The organism is Actinomadura syzygii (genome assembly GCF_008085905.1).
GTDB classification, from domain to species: Bacteria; Actinomycetota; Actinomycetes; order Streptosporangiales; family Streptosporangiaceae; genus Spirillospora; species Spirillospora syzygii.
Genome location: NZ_VSFF01000014.1, coordinates 187,320 through 203,640 on the forward strand (window position 1 = coordinate 187,320; position 16,321 = coordinate 203,640).

At 70.9% G+C, this 16,321-nt stretch carries 14 protein-coding genes; 8 read left to right on the plus strand and 6 right to left on the minus strand.

The features are described 5' to 3' along the window. The first annotated feature begins 12 nt into the window (after positions 1 to 12). The 4 genes from FXF65_RS34585 (at position 13) to FXF65_RS34600 (ending at position 6,719) form a co-directional block, all read left to right on the plus strand. A complete protein-coding gene (locus FXF65_RS34585) occupies positions 13 to 954 on the plus strand; it encodes an NAD-dependent epimerase/dehydratase family protein (RefSeq protein ID WP_148354279.1) in 942 nt (313 codons plus the stop codon). A gap of 43 nt (positions 955 to 997) precedes the next feature. Further along, positions 998 to 5,479 (plus strand): FtsK/SpoIIIE domain-containing protein, encoded by a 4,482-nt coding sequence (locus tag FXF65_RS34590; RefSeq protein WP_148354280.1) that lies wholly within the window; start codon positions 998 to 1,000, stop codon positions 5,477 to 5,479. A gap of 245 nt (positions 5,480 to 5,724) precedes the next feature. Next, positions 5,725 to 6,522, plus strand: a complete 798-nt coding sequence (locus FXF65_RS34595; protein WP_148354281.1) for a helix-turn-helix domain-containing protein — start codon at positions 5,725 to 5,727, stop codon at positions 6,520 to 6,522. After that, positions 6,519 to 6,719 carry a DUF397 domain-containing protein gene (locus tag FXF65_RS34600; protein ID WP_148354282.1) on the plus strand — a complete coding sequence of 67 codons (201 nt, stop codon included), beginning with the start codon at positions 6,519 to 6,521 and terminating at the stop codon, positions 6,717 to 6,719. The genes FXF65_RS34595 and FXF65_RS34600 overlap by 4 nt, the downstream gene beginning before the upstream one ends. 44 nt (positions 6,720 to 6,763) lie before the next feature. Here FXF65_RS34600 and FXF65_RS34605 read toward each other — a convergent pair whose 3' ends face one another. Both FXF65_RS34605 and FXF65_RS34610 read right to left on the minus strand, forming a co-directional pair. Continuing rightward, positions 6,764 to 7,291, minus strand: a complete 528-nt coding sequence (locus tag FXF65_RS34605) for a DUF1062 domain-containing protein (protein ID WP_222868884.1) — start codon at positions 7,289 to 7,291, stop codon at positions 6,764 to 6,766. A 306-nt stretch (positions 7,292 to 7,597) separates the two neighbouring features. Continuing rightward, a complete protein-coding gene (locus tag FXF65_RS34610) occupies positions 7,598 to 7,978 on the minus strand; it encodes a winged helix-turn-helix transcriptional regulator (RefSeq protein ID WP_148354284.1) in 381 nt (126 codons plus the stop codon). Positions 7,979 to 8,061: 83 nt separating this feature from the next. Between FXF65_RS34610 and FXF65_RS34615 the strand changes: the two genes are divergently transcribed. Further along, positions 8,062 to 8,496, plus strand: a complete 435-nt coding sequence (locus tag FXF65_RS34615; protein WP_222868885.1) for a nuclear transport factor 2 family protein — start codon at positions 8,062 to 8,064, stop codon at positions 8,494 to 8,496. 97 nt (positions 8,497 to 8,593) lie between these two features. Here FXF65_RS34615 and FXF65_RS34620 read toward each other — a convergent pair whose 3' ends face one another. Together FXF65_RS34620 and FXF65_RS34625 are read right to left on the minus strand one after the other, a co-directional pair. Next, entirely contained in the window at positions 8,594 to 9,433 is an 840-nt protein-coding gene (locus FXF65_RS34620) for a hypothetical protein (protein WP_148354286.1), read from the minus strand. A 32-nt stretch (positions 9,434 to 9,465) separates the two neighbouring features. Continuing rightward, the gene (locus FXF65_RS34625; RefSeq protein WP_148354287.1) at positions 9,466 to 10,248 is read right to left on the minus strand and encodes a hypothetical protein; all 783 of its coding nucleotides are present in this window, start codon (positions 10,246 to 10,248) and stop codon (positions 9,466 to 9,468) included. Between the two features lie 408 nt (positions 10,249 to 10,656). On the opposite strand from FXF65_RS34625, the gene FXF65_RS34630 reads away from it, so the two are divergent. Beyond that, positions 10,657 to 11,556: a winged helix-turn-helix domain-containing protein gene (locus FXF65_RS34630; RefSeq protein ID WP_187412660.1), complete on the plus strand. Its 900-nt coding sequence runs from the start codon at positions 10,657 to 10,659 to the stop codon at positions 11,554 to 11,556. A gap of 133 nt (positions 11,557 to 11,689) precedes the next feature. Here FXF65_RS34630 and FXF65_RS34635 read toward each other — a convergent pair whose 3' ends face one another. After that, entirely contained in the window at positions 11,690 to 11,959 is a 270-nt protein-coding gene (locus tag FXF65_RS34635) for a WXG100 family type VII secretion target (RefSeq protein ID WP_067888689.1), read from the minus strand. Positions 11,960 to 12,228: 269 nt separating this feature from the next. Then, positions 12,229 to 12,771, minus strand: coding sequence for a hypothetical protein (locus tag FXF65_RS34640; protein WP_148354289.1), 543 nt, complete (start codon positions 12,769 to 12,771; stop codon positions 12,229 to 12,231). Between the two features lie 169 nt (positions 12,772 to 12,940). On the opposite strand from FXF65_RS34640, the gene FXF65_RS34645 reads away from it, so the two are divergent. Continuing rightward, entirely contained in the window at positions 12,941 to 14,701 is a 1,761-nt protein-coding gene (locus FXF65_RS34645; RefSeq protein ID WP_148354290.1) for an acetyl/propionyl/methylcrotonyl-CoA carboxylase subunit alpha, read from the plus strand. A gap of 117 nt (positions 14,702 to 14,818) precedes the next feature. Further along, positions 14,819 to 16,249, plus strand: coding sequence for a hypothetical protein (locus FXF65_RS45575; RefSeq protein ID WP_246199306.1), 1,431 nt, complete (start codon positions 14,819 to 14,821; stop codon positions 16,247 to 16,249). Positions 16,250 to 16,321 lie beyond the last annotated feature (72 nt).

Below are 16,321 nucleotides of genomic sequence, written 5' to 3' on the forward strand. Positions count from 1 at the left end.
AGGAGATCAGCCATGGGAAAGCACGTGATCGTCGGAGCCGGACAGGTCGGCGGCCATCTGGCCGAGCGGCTGGCCGGGCAGGGCCATGACGTCGTCGTGGTGACCAGGTCGGGGTCGGGCCCCGAGGGGGTCGAGCGGATCGCCGCCGACGCGTCCGACCGGGCGCGGCTCACCGAGATCGCCAAGGGCGCCGACGCGCTCTACAACTGCGTCAACCCGCGGTACCACCGCTGGACGAAGGACTGGCCGCCGCTGGCCGCGTCCTTCCTCGGCGCCGCCGAGGCGACCGGCGCCGTCCTCGTGATCCTGGGCAACCTGTACGGGTACGGCCCGGTGGACGGCCCCATGACCGAGGACCTGCCGCTCGCCGCCCCCGGCGTGAAGGGCCAGGTGCGGGCGAAGATGTGGCGGGATGCCCTCGCCGCGCACGAGGCAGGCCGCATCCGCACCACCGAGCTGCGTCCGTCCGACTACTACGGGCCGCGCAGCACCGACCAGGCGTACATCGGCGAGACGCGGTTCGTGAAGCCGCTGCTGGCGGGCAAGCGGGTGCCGTACTTCAGCGACCCGTCGATCCCGCACTCGTGGACGTACCTGCCGGACGTCGCCGAGGCCCTCGCCATCGCGGGCGCCGACGAGCGCGCGTGGGGACGGCCCTGGCACGTCCCGACCGGCCCCGCCGTCTCGACGCTCGACGTCGCGAAGCGGCTCTGCGAGATCGCGGACGCCCCCGCGCCGCGCGTCTACGAGGTGCCCCGCCTCGTCTTCAACGCGGCCGGGCTCGTCAACCCGATGGCGCGCGAGCTGCGCGAGACCCGCTACCAGTTCGACAAGCCGTACATCCTGGACTCGACTCCCTTCGAGACGACATTCGGGATGAGGCCGACGCCCATGGACGACGCACTTCGCACGATCGTCGCCGCCTACCGGGAGTCGGCCGCGCCGGGTAACTAAGCTGACTCCGATCGTGCTGCGGACGCGGACGTCGGAGGCTCGGATGCGGATCTCGTTCACGGCGCTGACCGGCGGAGGGCCGCGCGACGTCGTGCTCGACGTCGACTCGGAGGCCACCGTGGACGGTGTCGCGCACTCCCTCGCCGCCCTCCTCGACGCCCCGGCCCCCGCGCCGTCCCCGCGCTTCTCCAAGGAGGCCCTCGGCAGTGGTCCCGGCCGGCGCCGCGCGCTCTGGATGGACGGCCGCATGCTCGACCCGCAGGCCCTCGCCGTCAAGGAGCTGCGGGACGGCGCGGTCGTCGCGGTCGAGCGGCGCGGCGCGGCGGCGACCGTCCTCGCCGAGCCGACCGGACTGGTCGAGGTGCGCGTCATCGGCGGACCGGCCGCCGGGTCGGTGCACCGGCTCGGCCTCGGGGTCAGCACGCTCGGCTCCGGCCTCGACGTGGACGTGGTGCTGGACGACCCGTCCGTCCCGGCCCGGTCGCTGCGCCTCACGGTCGGGCGGGAGACGGTGCAGGTGGAGGCGTCCGCCCTGACCATGCAGGGCAGCGTCGCGCTCGACGGCGCGCCGCTCACCGAGCCCTCGGCCTGGCGGCCGGGCACGCTGCTGGCGGTCGGCGCCAGCGTGCTGGTGCTCGTGCCGAGCGCCGCCCCCGACACGCATCTGGAACCGCTGCCGGAGGGCGGGCTCGCGTTCAACCGCCCGCCCCGGCTGAACCCGGCGCACCGGGCGCGCCGGTTGGACGTCCCGGAGCGTCCGGAGCGCAACCCGCGCGAGCGCCTCCGCCTGTTCGGCGCGCTGCTGTTCTCGGCGTTCGGGCTGGCGATGGCGTTCGGGCTCGGCCAGTGGTGGTGGGCGCTGTTCGCGCTGGCCTGGCCGCTGATGACGCTCGGCGAGTGGATCGGCGACCGGATCCACGGCCGCAAGTCGTACAAGAAGGCGCTGAAGGGCTACCACCGCCGCGCCGGGGAGTTCGACGGCGAGGTGGAGCGGCTCCGCCGCGAGGACGAGGCGGAGCGCCGCGCCCTGCACCCCGACCCGGCCGAGGTGCTGCTCACCGCGACCGGTCCGCGGCGGCGGCTGTGGGAGCGGCGGCGCGGCGACGCCGACGTCCTGCACCTGCGGGTCGGGCTCGCCGACCTGCCCGCCCGCATCGAGTTCACCGGGGCGAAGGCCGACCTTGCGACGCCGACCGCGCGGCACGTGCCGGTCGCGCTGCCGCTCGCCGACCTCGGCGTGATCGGGCTGACCGGGCCGCGCCGGGCGTCCCGCGCGCTGGCCCGGTGGATGGTCGCGCAGGCCGCCGTCCTGCACAGCCCGCGCGACCTGGCGATCGTCGTCCTGTCCGCGGACGCCGAGGCCGGGGAGGAGTGGAACTGGGTGCGCTGGCTCCCGCACTGCGCGCCCCGCGAAGGCGAGGACTGCGTCGCCCTCGTCGGCACCGACCAGGAGTCCGCCGCGCACCGGGTGACCGAGCTGGCGATCCGCGTGACGGAGCGGCGCCGCGCCGCGCAGGCCGAGTCGTCGTTCTTCGGCAAGGGCGAGGCGAAGCCGGTCGGCTCCGTCCCGTACAACATCCTGATCGTGCTGGACGGCGCCCGCGCCCTCCGCCGCATCCCCGGCATGCCGATGCTGCTGTCGCGCGGCGCCGAGTACGGCCTCTACGCCATCTGCGTGGACGACGAGGAGCGCCTCCTCCCCGAGGAATGCAGCGCCGTCGCCGCCCTCGACCCGCACTACCATTCCGCCGTCCAGCTGCGCGGGCAGGGCTTGGAGGCGCTCGGGCACGTCCTCGCCGACCAGGTGTCCCCCGTCTGGACCGACCGGGTCGCGCGGGCGCTCGCACCCGTCCGGGACGTGTCGCGCGAGGACGCGGCGGAGTCCGTGCCTTCCGAGGTGCGGCTGCTGGACGTCCTCGGCATGCCGGAGCCGACCGCCGAGCACATCCTCCAGACCTGGACCAGCACCGGCGGCCGGACGACCCGCGTCCCCATCGGCGTCGGCCCCGGCGGCCACGGCTCCCACGCCGAACGCCACGAGATCGACCTCCGCGCGGACGGCCCCCACGCCCTCATCGCCGGGACCACGGGCGCGGGCAAGTCGGAGCTGCTGCAAACGCTGATCGCGTCGCTCGCGGTGGCGAACCGTCCGGACGAGATGACATTCGTCCTCATCGACTACAAGGGCGGCGCCGCGTTCAACGACTGCGCCCGCCTCCCCCACACGGTCGGCATGGTCACCGACCTGGACGGACACGCCACCGAACGCGCCCTGGAGTCCCTCGCCGCCGAACTGCGCCGCCGCGAGGAGATCCTGCTCAAGGCGGGCGCCAAGGACGTCGACGACTACAACGACCTGCGCCCCGGCGACCCGGGCCTGCCAGTGATGCCCCGTCTCGTCCTCGTCATCGACGAGTTCGCCGCGATGGTCACCGAACTGCCCGGCTTCGTCGCCGGGCTGGTCGACATCGGACGCCGCGGACGCTCCCTCGGCGTGCACCTCGTCCTCGCCACGCAGCGCCCGGCCGGGGTGGTGACGGCCGACATCCGCGCCAACACGAACCTGCGGATCGCGCTGCGCGTCACCGACCCCGACGAGTCGGTCGACGTGCTCGACGGCCCCGAGGCCGCGCAGATCTCCAAGTCGACCCCCGGCCGCTGCTACATCCGCTCCGGGGTGTCGGCGCCGCAGCCGGTCCAGTCGGCGCGGATCGGGGGCCGCCGCCCCGGCGCGGTCGCGGGACGCCGGACGACCGACGTCCGCGTCCTGCCGTGGCGCGGCCTCGGACACCCGCTGCCCGGCCCCCGCGAACCGGCCGACGACGTCCAGGCCACCGACCTGGGCGTTCTCGTCCAGGCCGTGGACGAGGCGGCGCGCCGGGCGGGCATCGCGCGGCAGCCGTCCCCGTGGCTGAGCCCGCTGCCCGAGTCCGTCGCGCTCACCCCGCGCACCGCCGCCGGGGGCTCCGTCGTGGACGTCCCGCCGATCCCGTTCGGCATCACCGACCTGCCCGCCGTCCAGTCCCGCGAGGCACTGACGTTAGACCTCACCGCGGGCGGCCACCTCTACCTCGCCGGATCCGCCCAGTCGGGACGCTCCACCGCGCTCCGCACCATCGCCGGTTCCCTGGCCGCCGCCTGCTCCCCCTACGACGCGCACCTGTACGCGGTCGACTGCGGCGCGAACGCCCTGCTCCCGCTGGTCTCCCTGCCGCACTGCGGCGCCGTCGTCACCCGCGACCAGCTCGACCGCTGCGAACGCCTGCTCACCGCGTTGACCGCCGAGGTAGCCCGCCGCCAGCAGCTCCTCGCCGAAGCGGGCTTCGCATCCGTCGCCGAGCAGCGCGCCGCCGTGGCCGCCACCGACCGGCTCCCCTGGATGGTCCTGCTCCTCGACCGCTGGGAGGGCTTCCTAGGCGCGTTCGAGCACTACGACTACGGACGCCTCGTCGACCAGGTCGTCCGCCTCCTGCGCGAGGGCGCCGCCGCCGGACTCCGCGCCGTCTTCACCGGCGACCGCTCCGGCCTGGGCGGACAGGTCTCCACCGTCTTCGACCGCCGCCTCATCCTGCGCATGGCCGACCCGAACGACTACGCCTACGGCGGCCTCCAGGACAAGCAGGTCCCCGCCGCGATGCCGCCGGGCCGCGCTTTGGAGCCGTCGGTACCGGGCGCGCCGCCGCGCGAGTCGCAGATCGGCGTTCTGGGGGACGACCCGTCCGGGCCTGGGCAGGTGGCGGCATTGCAGGAGATAGCCCGAACCTCCCTGTCCCGATACGGCCGCCTGCCGCGCCGCCGCCGACCTCTCCGGGTGGACGAGCTGCCCGTCCGCGTCACGTACCGCGAGGCGATGTCGCTGGACCCCGAGTTCCTGGCCCCGTCCGCCCTCTGGGCGTTGGTGGGCGTAGGCGGCGACACCCTGGCCCCGGTAGGTATAGACCTCCTAGACGACGGCCCCGGCTTCGCGGTAGCGGGCCCACCCCGTTCCGGCCGCTCGACGACGCTGCGGACGATCGTCCATTCCCTCCTGGACCCAGCGGTAGGCGGCGGCCTGGTCCCAGTCGTCCTGGTGACACCGCGCCGCTCCCCCCTCCGCCTGCTGAGTGGCCACCCCGGCGTCCTGGGCCTGCTCACCGCCGACTCCGACCCGGACGACCTGATCGACGCGATAGGCGACGAACACCGCTACGCGGTAGTGGTGGACGACGCCGAACTCCTGGACGAGACCGACCTCGACGACGCCCTACGCGACGTCCTCCGCACGGCCCGCGACGGCGAGCACGCCGTAATCATCGGCGGGACGACCGCCGACCTGGGCCGCGGCTACCGGGGCTTCCTCTCCGACACCCGCCGCTCCCGCTCGGGCGTCCTGCTCTCCATCGAGTCCCCCGACGACGGCGACCTGTTCGGCCTACGCCTCCCCCGCAACGCCCCGCTGGGCGGCCCCACGGGTCGTGGCCTCTTCGTGGCCACAGGCGTAACGACCCAGATCCAGGTAGCCCTACCGCCACCCACCACCGACTGACATCGACCTCGGAATTCAGCATTTTTTCCAGAGGACGCTCTAGCAGTTTTTTGTGATCCCGGCGAACGGGACATGAAGGACAATATAGCGCCTCTGAGGCATCTTCAATAATTGCTTCGACAAAAGGCTTGCAGCAAGCCGGTCGGCGCGGTTATTAGTGGGAGCGGCAGCCACTCCAGACCCACCTCAAGCTGGGCGGAGATCAACTCAACCCACCCCCCGGGTTAACCTTTCCGGAGGCTCTCATGAGCGAGAATCGAGCCCGCGACTTCTTCGGCGACGAACTCCGCCGAAAGCGCAAGGCGGCGGGGCTCACCGGCAAAGAACTCGCGGACGCGCTCGGCTGCACCCCGCAATGGGTCAGCACCCTGGAGAACGGCCGCAAGGCGTCCGAGCAGAGCGCCCACGACCTCGACACCTTCTTCAAGACGGACGGCCTCTTCCACCGCATGTGGGAGCTGGCCATGGAAATCGAGATCCAGACCGTCGTCCCACCCGGCTTCACCGAGTACGTCGGCTACGAGAAGCGGGCCGACCGCATCCGCATCTTCAGCACCAACCTGGTCAGCGGCCTCTTCCAGACGGACGCCTACGCCCGCACCATCATCAGCGCGATCATGGGCTCGGACGCGGCCCGGCTCGTCACCGAGCGCATGGAGCGAAAGTCGATATTCGACAGGGACGACCCGCCGCACACATTCCTCGTCCTGGACGAGAGTGTCATCCACCGAAACGTGGGCGGCGCGGAGGTAATGCGTGAACAGCTCGACTACCTACTGGAGGCCGCGCAGCACCCGAGAATGGAGTTGCAGATCGTTCCCTACACGGCCGGATACCACGCCGGACTCACCGGGAGTTTCATCGTCCTGGGCTTCGAGGACGCGCCGGAAGTCGCCTACACCGAATCGTCCGGGGAGGGAATGCTGCTGAGGCAGCCCGACAGGGTCGCGCTCCAAGCCGTAACGTGGGATCTGATCCAGTGCCACACGCTCCCCTCCAGGGAGTCGCTGGCCATGATCCGAGACGCGATGGAGCAGCTATGAGCACCTCAAACATCCGGTGGCGCAAGAGCACTCGCAGCGGTCACCAGGGAGGCGAATGCGTCGAGGTGGCGAACCTGACCGCAATGATCGGCGTCCGCGACTCCAAGGACCCCAACGGGTCGAAGCTCACCATCTCCCCCGCGGCCTGGACGGTCTTCACACGCGAAGTAAAGGGCAACGCCCACGACCTGCCCTGACGGGCGAGCCCTCGACTGCGACGAAGCGGTCGAGGGCTCGTCTCTCACACCAGCACGAAGGAGAAGTCCGCCTTCGTCTTGCGCTTGAGCGGGATATCGATCTTGACTCTCTGGGCGACCTCCTTCCGGCTGAGGCCCAGCTCGTGGGCGATGAGCCAGTCGGGACGGACCGGCACGGGATCCTCGAAGGTGACCTCGATCTGGATGGGCCACGGATCATCGGGAACGGGCGCGGCGAGAAGCTCCCAGCACCCGTCCCAGTCCAGCTCGAACCGGTTGCGCCGAGCGATCAACGGATCGAACAGGGCGTCCACGACGAGCTCCGGCGAGTTGGCCGTGTACCCGGCCAGCAGGTCAGCGGGCAGCGAGCGCACCGGCACCCGCTCGTACACGTTGACCTTGCTGGTCCGTTCACAGCCGCCGCAGATGACCAGCAGCCAGACGTGAAGCAGCTTGCCGTTGGCGTTGACGCGGAACCTGCCGCTGCCGGTGCTGGCGCGCTCGGAAGGGCAGGCCACGCACCGCAGAACGAGCAGGGGCAGCCGCGTCCGCCGCACCACCCAGGGCAGCACGATATGACGATGTGAAGACATGATCTCTCTGAAGACCTGACGAGAGCACAGAAAACAGAGCCGACGTCACACGTCGGCAATCAATGCGCGAAGAAGAGTCAGGTCTAAAGAGCAGGCGGCGTCATGCGCGCGATGTCCTCACGTAGGCGAACCTCCGACGGTAGACATCCCCGCGCCCCACCACCACCCATTTTTCTCCGCCCGAACGCGGCGGCGCCTCCGATCGGCGAGCACAGGCAGAGTCGCCGCGACGTGTCGGGCGAGACAGGATTCCGGTCTGGGATCACGCCGGGTTGCGGAGTGTCGTCAGTTGTTGTGGTCGCGGTCGTAGGCGGCCTGGGCGGCGGCGACGGCGCTGCCGTGTCGTTTGGCCCAGTCGGTGAGCTCCAGCAGCGACTTGTGGAGCTCTTGGGCCATTTCCGTCAGGGTGTACTCGACCTTGGGCGGGACCACCGGATGGACGGTGCGTACGAGCAAGCCGTCCCGCTCCAGCTTGCGCAGCTTGAGCGTGAGCATGCGCCTGCTGATCCCCGTGATCGAACGTTCCAGCTCCGTGAACCGAACCGGACCCTGCGCAGCGGCCACCAGGATGCCGATGCTCCACTTCCCGGAGACGTGATCCAGGACCTCCGAGACCGGGCACGCCTCGCTGGCCAGGACTGACACATCGATGTGACGCTGGGACATAAAGGTGCCTTCTTCCGCCGACCTCGATGGTCACCAATCATGTACCCCGTATCAAATCGTGCACCGAACCGGAAGGCAGCTCGATGCTTGGGGAACTGGCAGACCGCATCGCGATCCTGGACGCCGTCATCGCGTACGCGACAGCCCTGGACACGAGGGACTGGGAGAGGCTGGGCACGCTGTTCACCGACGACGCTTGCTGGGAGTACAGCGGTTCGGGAGAGAAGGTCTTCGGGCCTGACGCGATCGTCGCCAGGATCAGCACCGGCTTGGAGCGCCTCGACGCCACCCATCACCTGAACGGCAACCACGTCGCCGCAGTGCACGGTGACGAGGCCGAGCACACGTGCTACTACCAAGCCCAGCATGTCCGCCACGGCCTGCCCGATGGCGAGAAGTTCCTTGGCGCCGGTCGCTACGTCGACCGGCTGCGCCGCACCCCGGACGGCTGGCGATTCACGCACCGCACGATCACCAGCGTCTGGAGCGAGGGAAACCCCGCTGTGCTCGCGTCCTAACCGGCGTATTCGGTTTGTTCTGCCAGTGGGGATGGGTGCCTGGCTCGGCCGCCGCGCTTTGGCGCGGGGCCGAGCCAGGCTGTGACCCCAGTGGGGGTTAGAGATATTCGATATCGGTCAGGTCGCTGCCCGGCCAGCAGGACGCGCCGTTGGTCAGGTTGACGTGTGAGCCGCCGCCGGCATTCCCGTGAAAGAGGGTCGCGCCCCACTTTCCGTGCGGGTATGCCTTATGGCTGTGGTGCGATCCGGACCACGACTTGGTGAAGACGAGCGGCGCGGCGTCGTACAGGTAGGTGTAGTCCGGCCCGTAGATTATTGCGTGCCAGGCCATGCTGAACGCCGTGGTGTTGGATTCCCAGCCGGTGTACATGACGACCGGCTCGGTGTTGTTGTTGTAGTACTCCCCGACGAGGATCCAGGCGGTGCCGCACGACATGTTCTCTTCGGAGAAGGTGTGAGCACCCGTTCGCTTCGCCTTGGAGAGCGCGAGCGCCTTGCGGTAGTAGCTCAACGTCTTGGTCGGCGCGGTCTCCTTGGCGCCATTGCTGTAGGTGACCCGGATCGTGCCGGTACGCGCGGCGTCCTTGGTATCGAGAGACGTGACATAAACCGTGCGCATCGTCTGCTGGAATTTGTGGCCTTGCAGCACCCGCCCGGTTCCGGTGGCGGCGAGCGCGTCCCGGAAGTAGGACAGCATCGACGATGACTCGGTCCGCGTGGTTCCGTTGGAGTATTTGACGTGAATCTTCCCGGTCAGCTCGGCGTCACGGGCGTCGACACCGACGACATGATTGGCGCGCAGCGCGGTGCCGCCCGGCGTCGGCGACGCGGAGGCGGGGATGGTGGAGGTGATGGCGAGCGCCGCCACGGCCGTCGCCAGCGTGCACGTGGTCCGCGCGACCTTGCGGGTTCGTGAGCGTGAGAACAGAGAATTCATGGTGAGTTGGCCTTGTCTCGTGAGGGATGGGTTCAGCAGACCTGCGCCGTGGCGGTTCCTGCGGCATTGGTCCAGCCGCTGTTATCGCCGGAGAAGTTGGCCTGGAGGAACCCGGGGCCGACGGTCCAGCTATCGATGCCGGACTTAAGGGAGGCGTGCGCAAAGGCGCCGTCGGCGGTGTAGGTCTTGCAGCCTTCGGTACTACGGAACCGGACGACGCCCGTCCCGTACTTTCCGGAGCCGTCGGTGCCCGACACGCGGTTCTTGAACACCATGCCCATTCCCCCGTTCGCGGTGGGAAGGAGGTTGTCGATCGAGCAGTCGGTGGGGAACGCGTCGCCCCAGTGGCAGTCGGCGAATCCGAGGCGGCGGATCTGCTGGTCGAAGCTCAGCGCGACGCTGTCCCAGTGGGTACCGTCGGCGACGTCGGACATGTTGTTGATCCACCGCCAGCCGACGGAGGCGTACCAGTCGCTGCCGATCTTGTAGATGGTCGGGTTGTTGACGGTGTTGCCGTGGATCGTCGTGTAGGCGGCCCGCGCGGACGGGGCCGTCCGGCCTCCGCGGTCGGCGCGGACGCCGCCGAGCTGGGCCTTTACGGCGGCGTCGATCTCCGCCTGGCCGGCGTGCGCCCGGGACATCGTGCCGATGAGGCGGGCGAGCCGCTGGGTGGTCGCGTCGGACCCGCCGTGCGCGGGAGCGACCCGGGCGGCGGGGGCTGCGTGGGCGGGAGCTGCTGCGAGGGTGAGCGCGGCGGTCGCGCAGGCGGCCAGGCAAGCCGCCGCCTTCCGCGATGCGGGCAAGCTGAGATGCATGTTCGGCTCCTTTACCGCGGGGTTTCACTGGGTTTCGACGGCCGTCGCATGAGGGCGGCGCAGCGTGCCGCCTCAAGTCGGCGGTAGGCGGCGCATACCTCGGCCGGGTGATGCGTATCGGCGATTGAGATGGGAGACTTCCGGCGGCGATCCGGGCGGCGAATTCGTGAAGAATCCTCGCTCTCAATTCTTTCGGCCCGATGCGCTTCGCCATCATGCGCAGCGTCCGAACACAGGTGCGATCGTTTAAGTCCGTGAGTTAAACGATCATCTGCGGGCCCGTCGCCGACCCGTTCGCATGACCTGATCCGGCCAGAAGTTGATCACACTCGCGGCACGCCTTCTACGCTGGAAAACGTTCGAATGCATCTCCGGGGGCGTGATGTGACGACAATCAGTTATCCTGCCGTGGACCTGGCCCAGACCAGGTTCGCTCTCTCACCACTGGGCCATCTCGTGCACGGCGTCCACGATTCGGCGTGCAGCCGTGGCTCTTCACTGCGTCGCGCCTGGTGGCATACGGCGCGGCGCAATGTTCCTTCGGCCGCGTACGAGCTCGTCGCGCGCATCAATGCCGACCCGTTGGCGTCGCCGGCCTTTCTGGCGCCGCCGTTGGCGGGCCATGGATACCTGGAGCCCAGTTTCGACGCCGAACTCCAGGCGCTGGAAGCGGCGTTTCCCGAGCTCATCGGCATCGTGGACCCGCTGCGCAAGCTCTATGACGCGTGCCTGGCCGACGACTGGGCGCAGATCTCGCGGGAGCTGCACGCCGACCTCGGCGGGCGCGCCGCCACCCTCCTGGCCGAAGGCCCGGCGGCCGCGCTCGCCGGCCTCTGCGACGGAATGGCCTGGAAGGACGGGCAACTGGTCATTCCAGGCCCCGACACCCTGGGCTTCGACGGAAGCGGCGGGCTGGTGGCGATGCCCTGCGCGTTCGGGCAGGCCAGTCTCCACCCGATCCTGTCGCCGGGGCGGGTGCCGATCCTCATCTACTCGATCGCTCCCGGCCCGGTGCGGCCCGCCTCGGCGCTTCGGGACACCCTGTCGTCTCTGATCGGTGCGGGCCGGGCCCGCTCCCTACGTGAGCTCGCGAAGTCTCCCGCGTCCACCTCGCAGCTCGCCCAGCGCCTCAACGTGTCGGTCCCGGCCGCCTCGATGAGCGCGACCGCCCTCCGCGACTGCGGCCTCATCCAGTCGATCCGCGACGGCAAGAAGGTCATCCACCATCTCACCCCCGCCGCGACGGCCCTCCTGGCCGCCAACCCGCCCCGGCGTCCCGCCAAGGGGGCCCCTTCGCTGATCATGTGACGGACCGGTCCACACCGGGGGGCCGGACGCGGAGCGAGCCCTCGACCGGTGGGTCGGGGGCTCGGCTCGCGGTGGGGAGAGTTAGCGGGTCCCGGCCTCGGGGGGATGGGCCGGGACCCGCGGCTCAGGGGGGTCAGCGGGTGGCGGCCTCGATGTTCTGGCGGGACTTGCGGATGTCCTGGCCGCCCTCCTCGAGGGCCACCGCCATCTTGTCGAAGGCGGTCTTCGCCTCGGCCCACGCGCTGCGGAAGCGGTCGGCGCCGGGGCCCCACCAGGACGCGCTGCTGCTCACCGTCCGGCCGTTGAGGTCTTTGATCAGGGCGTCGAGGTTGCGGGAGTGCTTGCTGAAGATGCGGGACAGCTCTTCGAGCTCGCCCAGGTTGGCGCCGCGCTTGTCGCCCATCGCTCCGGCCCTTTCGTCACTGCTCGTTTCGACGGTGTCGCGTCCCGTCGCTGGAACGTTTCGAGTGGTGCGGAAAGAATGGCGACAGCTTACGCCCCATCGTTCACATAGAGCCAGCGCCACCACGCACCGTGTTGTCCGAAACGGGCGTGGGGCACCATTACGGGGTGTCCGGATGTGGCCAGAGGGGCCGCACGACATCCGTTGTGACGACCATAACGGCCCATCGTCAAAGGGATATGCGGAGCACTTTTCACGTACGAATGGGCTCAGCGCTCGGGGTCGCCCGGGTCGTTCACCGGATGCGCGCCCGGGTCGAGGACGCGCTCGCCGACCAGGATGATCTGGTCGCCGCTCGTCTGGAAGTCGAACCGGCGCCGCACCGACTGGGTCACCCGGCCGCTGCTGTAGCGGACCTCGGTGTGCTCGACCGCGTCGAGCGTGATGCGGTTGCCGGTGCGGACGGCGCGTCCGTCCTCCAGGCTGGTGCGGGCGCCGGTGTAGGCGGGGCCGCCCTCGACCGGCGCGCGGTTGCGGTTCTCCAGTTCCCGGACGGCCTGCTCCTGCGACTCGGCGAGCCCCGGCGCGATCCGCACCCCGTACACCTCGGACGGCGCGTCCCGCCGGTCGCGGCCGTGGTTCTGGACGAGCGCCTGAGACCTGCGGTCGACCAGCGCGGACGCCGCGATCGTGAGCTGCCGCGTGACGTCGGCGTCCACGACGGGACTCCCCCGCCGGACGCCGGAGGACGGCGCCACGAGGCAGAGCGCCAGGACGGCGGTCAGGCCGGTCAGGGGCCACCGGCGAAGCATCGGCCTCTCCCGCGCGGACGAGGGGCGAGCAGATCCGAGCCGAAGATACACCCGGCGGGCCCCTCCGCACGGGCGCCGTCCCCGCGCGGGGCCACATGAGGAGGCCCTTACGAAACCGAGAAGAAGCGATTATCTAGACTGCCTGCCAGGTTGAGGGAGGAGACCCAACGTGCGCAAGGTCCTGATCGCCAATCGTGGTGAGATAGCGGTCCGTATAGCCCGTGCCTGCCGGGACGCGGGGTTGGGCAGTGTCGCGGTGTACGCGGAGCCCGATCTGGACGCGCTGCACGTGCGGGTCGCCGACGAGGCGTTCGCGCTCGGCGGGCAGACCGCCGCGGAGACGTACCTGAACATCGACAAGCTGCTGAAGATCGCCGCCGAGGCGGGCGCGGACGCCGTCCACCCGGGGTACGGGTTCCTGGCCGAGAACGCCGACTTCGCCGCCGCCGTGCAGAACGCGGGCCTGACGTGGATCGGTCCGCCGCCCGCGGCGATCACCGCGCTGGGCGACAAGGTCCAGGCCCGGCACATCGCGCAGAAGGTCGGCGCGCCGCTCGTCGCCGGGACGAAGGACCCGGTGTCGGGCGCGGACGAGGTCGTCGCGTTCGCCGAGGAGCACGGCCTGCCGATCGCGATCAAGGCGGCCTTCGGCGGCGGCGGGCGCGGCCTGAAGGTGGCGCGGACGCTGGAGGAGGTCCCCGAGCTGTACGAGTCGGCCGTCCGGGAGGCGGTCGGCGCGTTCGGGCGCGGCGAGTGCTTCGTGGAGCGGTACCTCGACAAGCCGCGGCACGTCGAGACCCAGTGCCTGGCGGACAAGCACGGGAACGTGGTCGTCGTGTCCACCCGCGACTGCTCGTTGCAGCGGCGGCACCAGAAGCTCGTCGAGGAGGCCCCGGCGCCGTTCCTCTCCGAGCAGCAGGTGGAGCTTCTTTACACGTCCTCCAAGGCGATTCTCAAAGAGGCCGGTTATGTCGGGGCGGGGACGTGCGAGTTCCTCGTCGGGCAGGACGGCACCATCTCCTTCCTTGAGGTCAACACCCGTCTGCAGGTCGAGCACCCGGTGACCGAGGAGGTCGCGGGCGTCGACCTGGTCCGGGAGATGTTCCGCGTCGCCGACGGCGAGGAACTCGGTTACGGCGACCCGGTGCTGCGCGGGCATTCGATCGAGTTCCGGCTCAACGCCGAGGACGCGGGACGCGGTTTCCTCCCCGCCGTCGGCACGCTGACCTCGTGGGACCCACCGACCGGGCCCGGCGTCCGGCTCGACTCGGGGTATGTGGCGGGGCAGACCGTCCCGCAGGCGTTCGACTCGCTGATCGCCAAGCTGATCGTGACCGGCGCGACCCGGCGGCAGGCGGTCGAGCGGGCGCGCCGCGCGCTGGCCGAGTTCACGATCGACGGCATGCCGACCGTGCTGCCGTTCCACCGGGCCGTCCTGGACGACCCCGCGTTCGTCCCGGACGACGACACGACGCCGTTCACCGTCCACACCCGGTGGATCGAGACCGAGTTCGACAACCAGATCCCGCCGCACGAGACCCCCGCCGAAAGCGGCGAGGCCGAGGGCGAGCGGGAGCGCGTCACGGTCGAGGTGGGCGGACGGCGCATCGAGGTCGTCCTCCCGGCCGGGCTCGGCGCGGCGGCCGCCCCGGCGAAGGCGGCGCCCGGACGGCGGCGCGGCTCCCGCACGGGCGGCGGCGCGCAGGCGTCGGGCGACGCGCTGGTCAGCCCCATGCAGGGCACCATCGTCAAGATCGTCGCGGCGGACGGCGCGACCGTCGCGGCCGGGGACACCATCGTCGTCCTGGAGGCGATGAAGATGGAGCAGCCGCTCACCGCGCACAAGGCCGGGACGATCACCGGCCTGTCCGCCGACGTCGGCCAGACCGTCTCCGCGGGCGCGGCCATCTGCGAGATCAAGGACAGCTAGCCGGGCGGGGCGTCCTCCGTCCGGCGGGTCCGGATGGGGGACGGCCCCCATCGAGGACGACCCCGAATCCCTCCTCCGGACGACGTATCCACCCGTCCACGTGGGCAGACTGGGTGCATGAGGACCGATGACCGGGCCATGGACCGGGGCAGGCGGACGGTGCGCCGGGGCGCCGTCCCGCTGCTCGCCGCCGCCGTGGCCGTGCCGGCGTTCGCCTTCACCGCCCCGGCGCAGGGCGCCGTGGCGCAGCCGGCCTCCGCGCAGACCATTTCGGAGCGGGCCGCCGCGCCCGCGGGCCGGACGCATGTCGTGAAGATCGCGCAGCAGCGGGCCGCCGCCGACAACGTGGGGCAGATCGCCAAGGGGCTGATCGACTCGCGGCTGTACGTGACGAGCGAGGCGGGGAACGTGCTGTCCCCGGCCGACCAGAACCAGATCAAGACGTCCCTCGCCGGCGACTCGGACGCCGACATCCGCGCCGTCGTCGTCGGGAACAACGTGACGCGCGCCGAGGTCGGGCCGATGCTCCAGGCGGTCGCGAACCGCGTCGGCAAGGGCCAGACGTACATCGCGATCACCGCCGACGGCAGCCGGATGGGCGGGATCTCCAAGAAGCTCGACAGCAAGGAGATCAACCAGCTCGTCACGCGCACGAACGGCGCGCCGCTGAAGGAGCGGCTGATCCAGTTCGGCGGGCTGGCGGAGAAGAAGGTCGACGACAGCAGCCGGTCCGGCATGATCGGCGGGTTCGTGACGCTCGGCGTGCTGGTCCTGGTGGTGGCGGGGGCGCTCGGCGCGTTCCTCGTCGTCCGGAAGCGGCGCCGGGAGCGCGAGGCCCAGCAGATGGCCGACCTCAAGGCGGGCGTGCAGGAGGACGTCACCCTCCTCGGCGAGGACATCGCCCGCCTCGACCTCAACGTCATGGACGCCGGGCTCGACCCCGAGATCCGCGCCGACTACGAGCACGCCATGGACTCCTACGACAAGGCCAAGCGGGAGACCGACCGCGCCGCCCGCCCCGAGGACATGCAGGACGTCACGTCCGCGCTGGAGGACGGCCGCTACTACATGACCGCGACCCGCGCCCGGCTCGCCGGGGATCCCGTCCCCGAGCGCCGCGCGCCGTGCTTCTTCAACCCGCAGCACGGGCCGTCGGTGCAGGACGTGACGTGGGCGCCGCCCGGCGGGGTGCCCCGCTCGGTCCCGGCGTGCGCGGCGGACGCGGACGCCGTCCTGCACGGGTTCGACCCCGACATCCGGATGGTGCCGTCCGGCGGCATCCGGCGGCCGTACTGGGACGCGGGCCCCGCCTACGCGCCCTACGCGGGCGGCTACTACTACGGCTACGGCGGGTTCGACCTGCTCGGCGGCCTGCTGATCGGCACCGCGCTCGGCTCGATGATGGGCGGCGGCTGGGGCGGCGGCTACGGCGACGGATTCGGCGGCGACGGCATGGGCGGCTTCGGCGGCGACGGCGGCGACATCGGCGGCGGCTGGGACTTCGGCAGCGGCGACTTCGGCGGCGGCGGCGACTTCGGCGGCTTCTGACGCGCCCGGGAGCCCGTCCCGGGCCCAGCGCGGGAGCCCGTCCCGCAGCGGCAGCGCGGGCGGGCCTCGCGG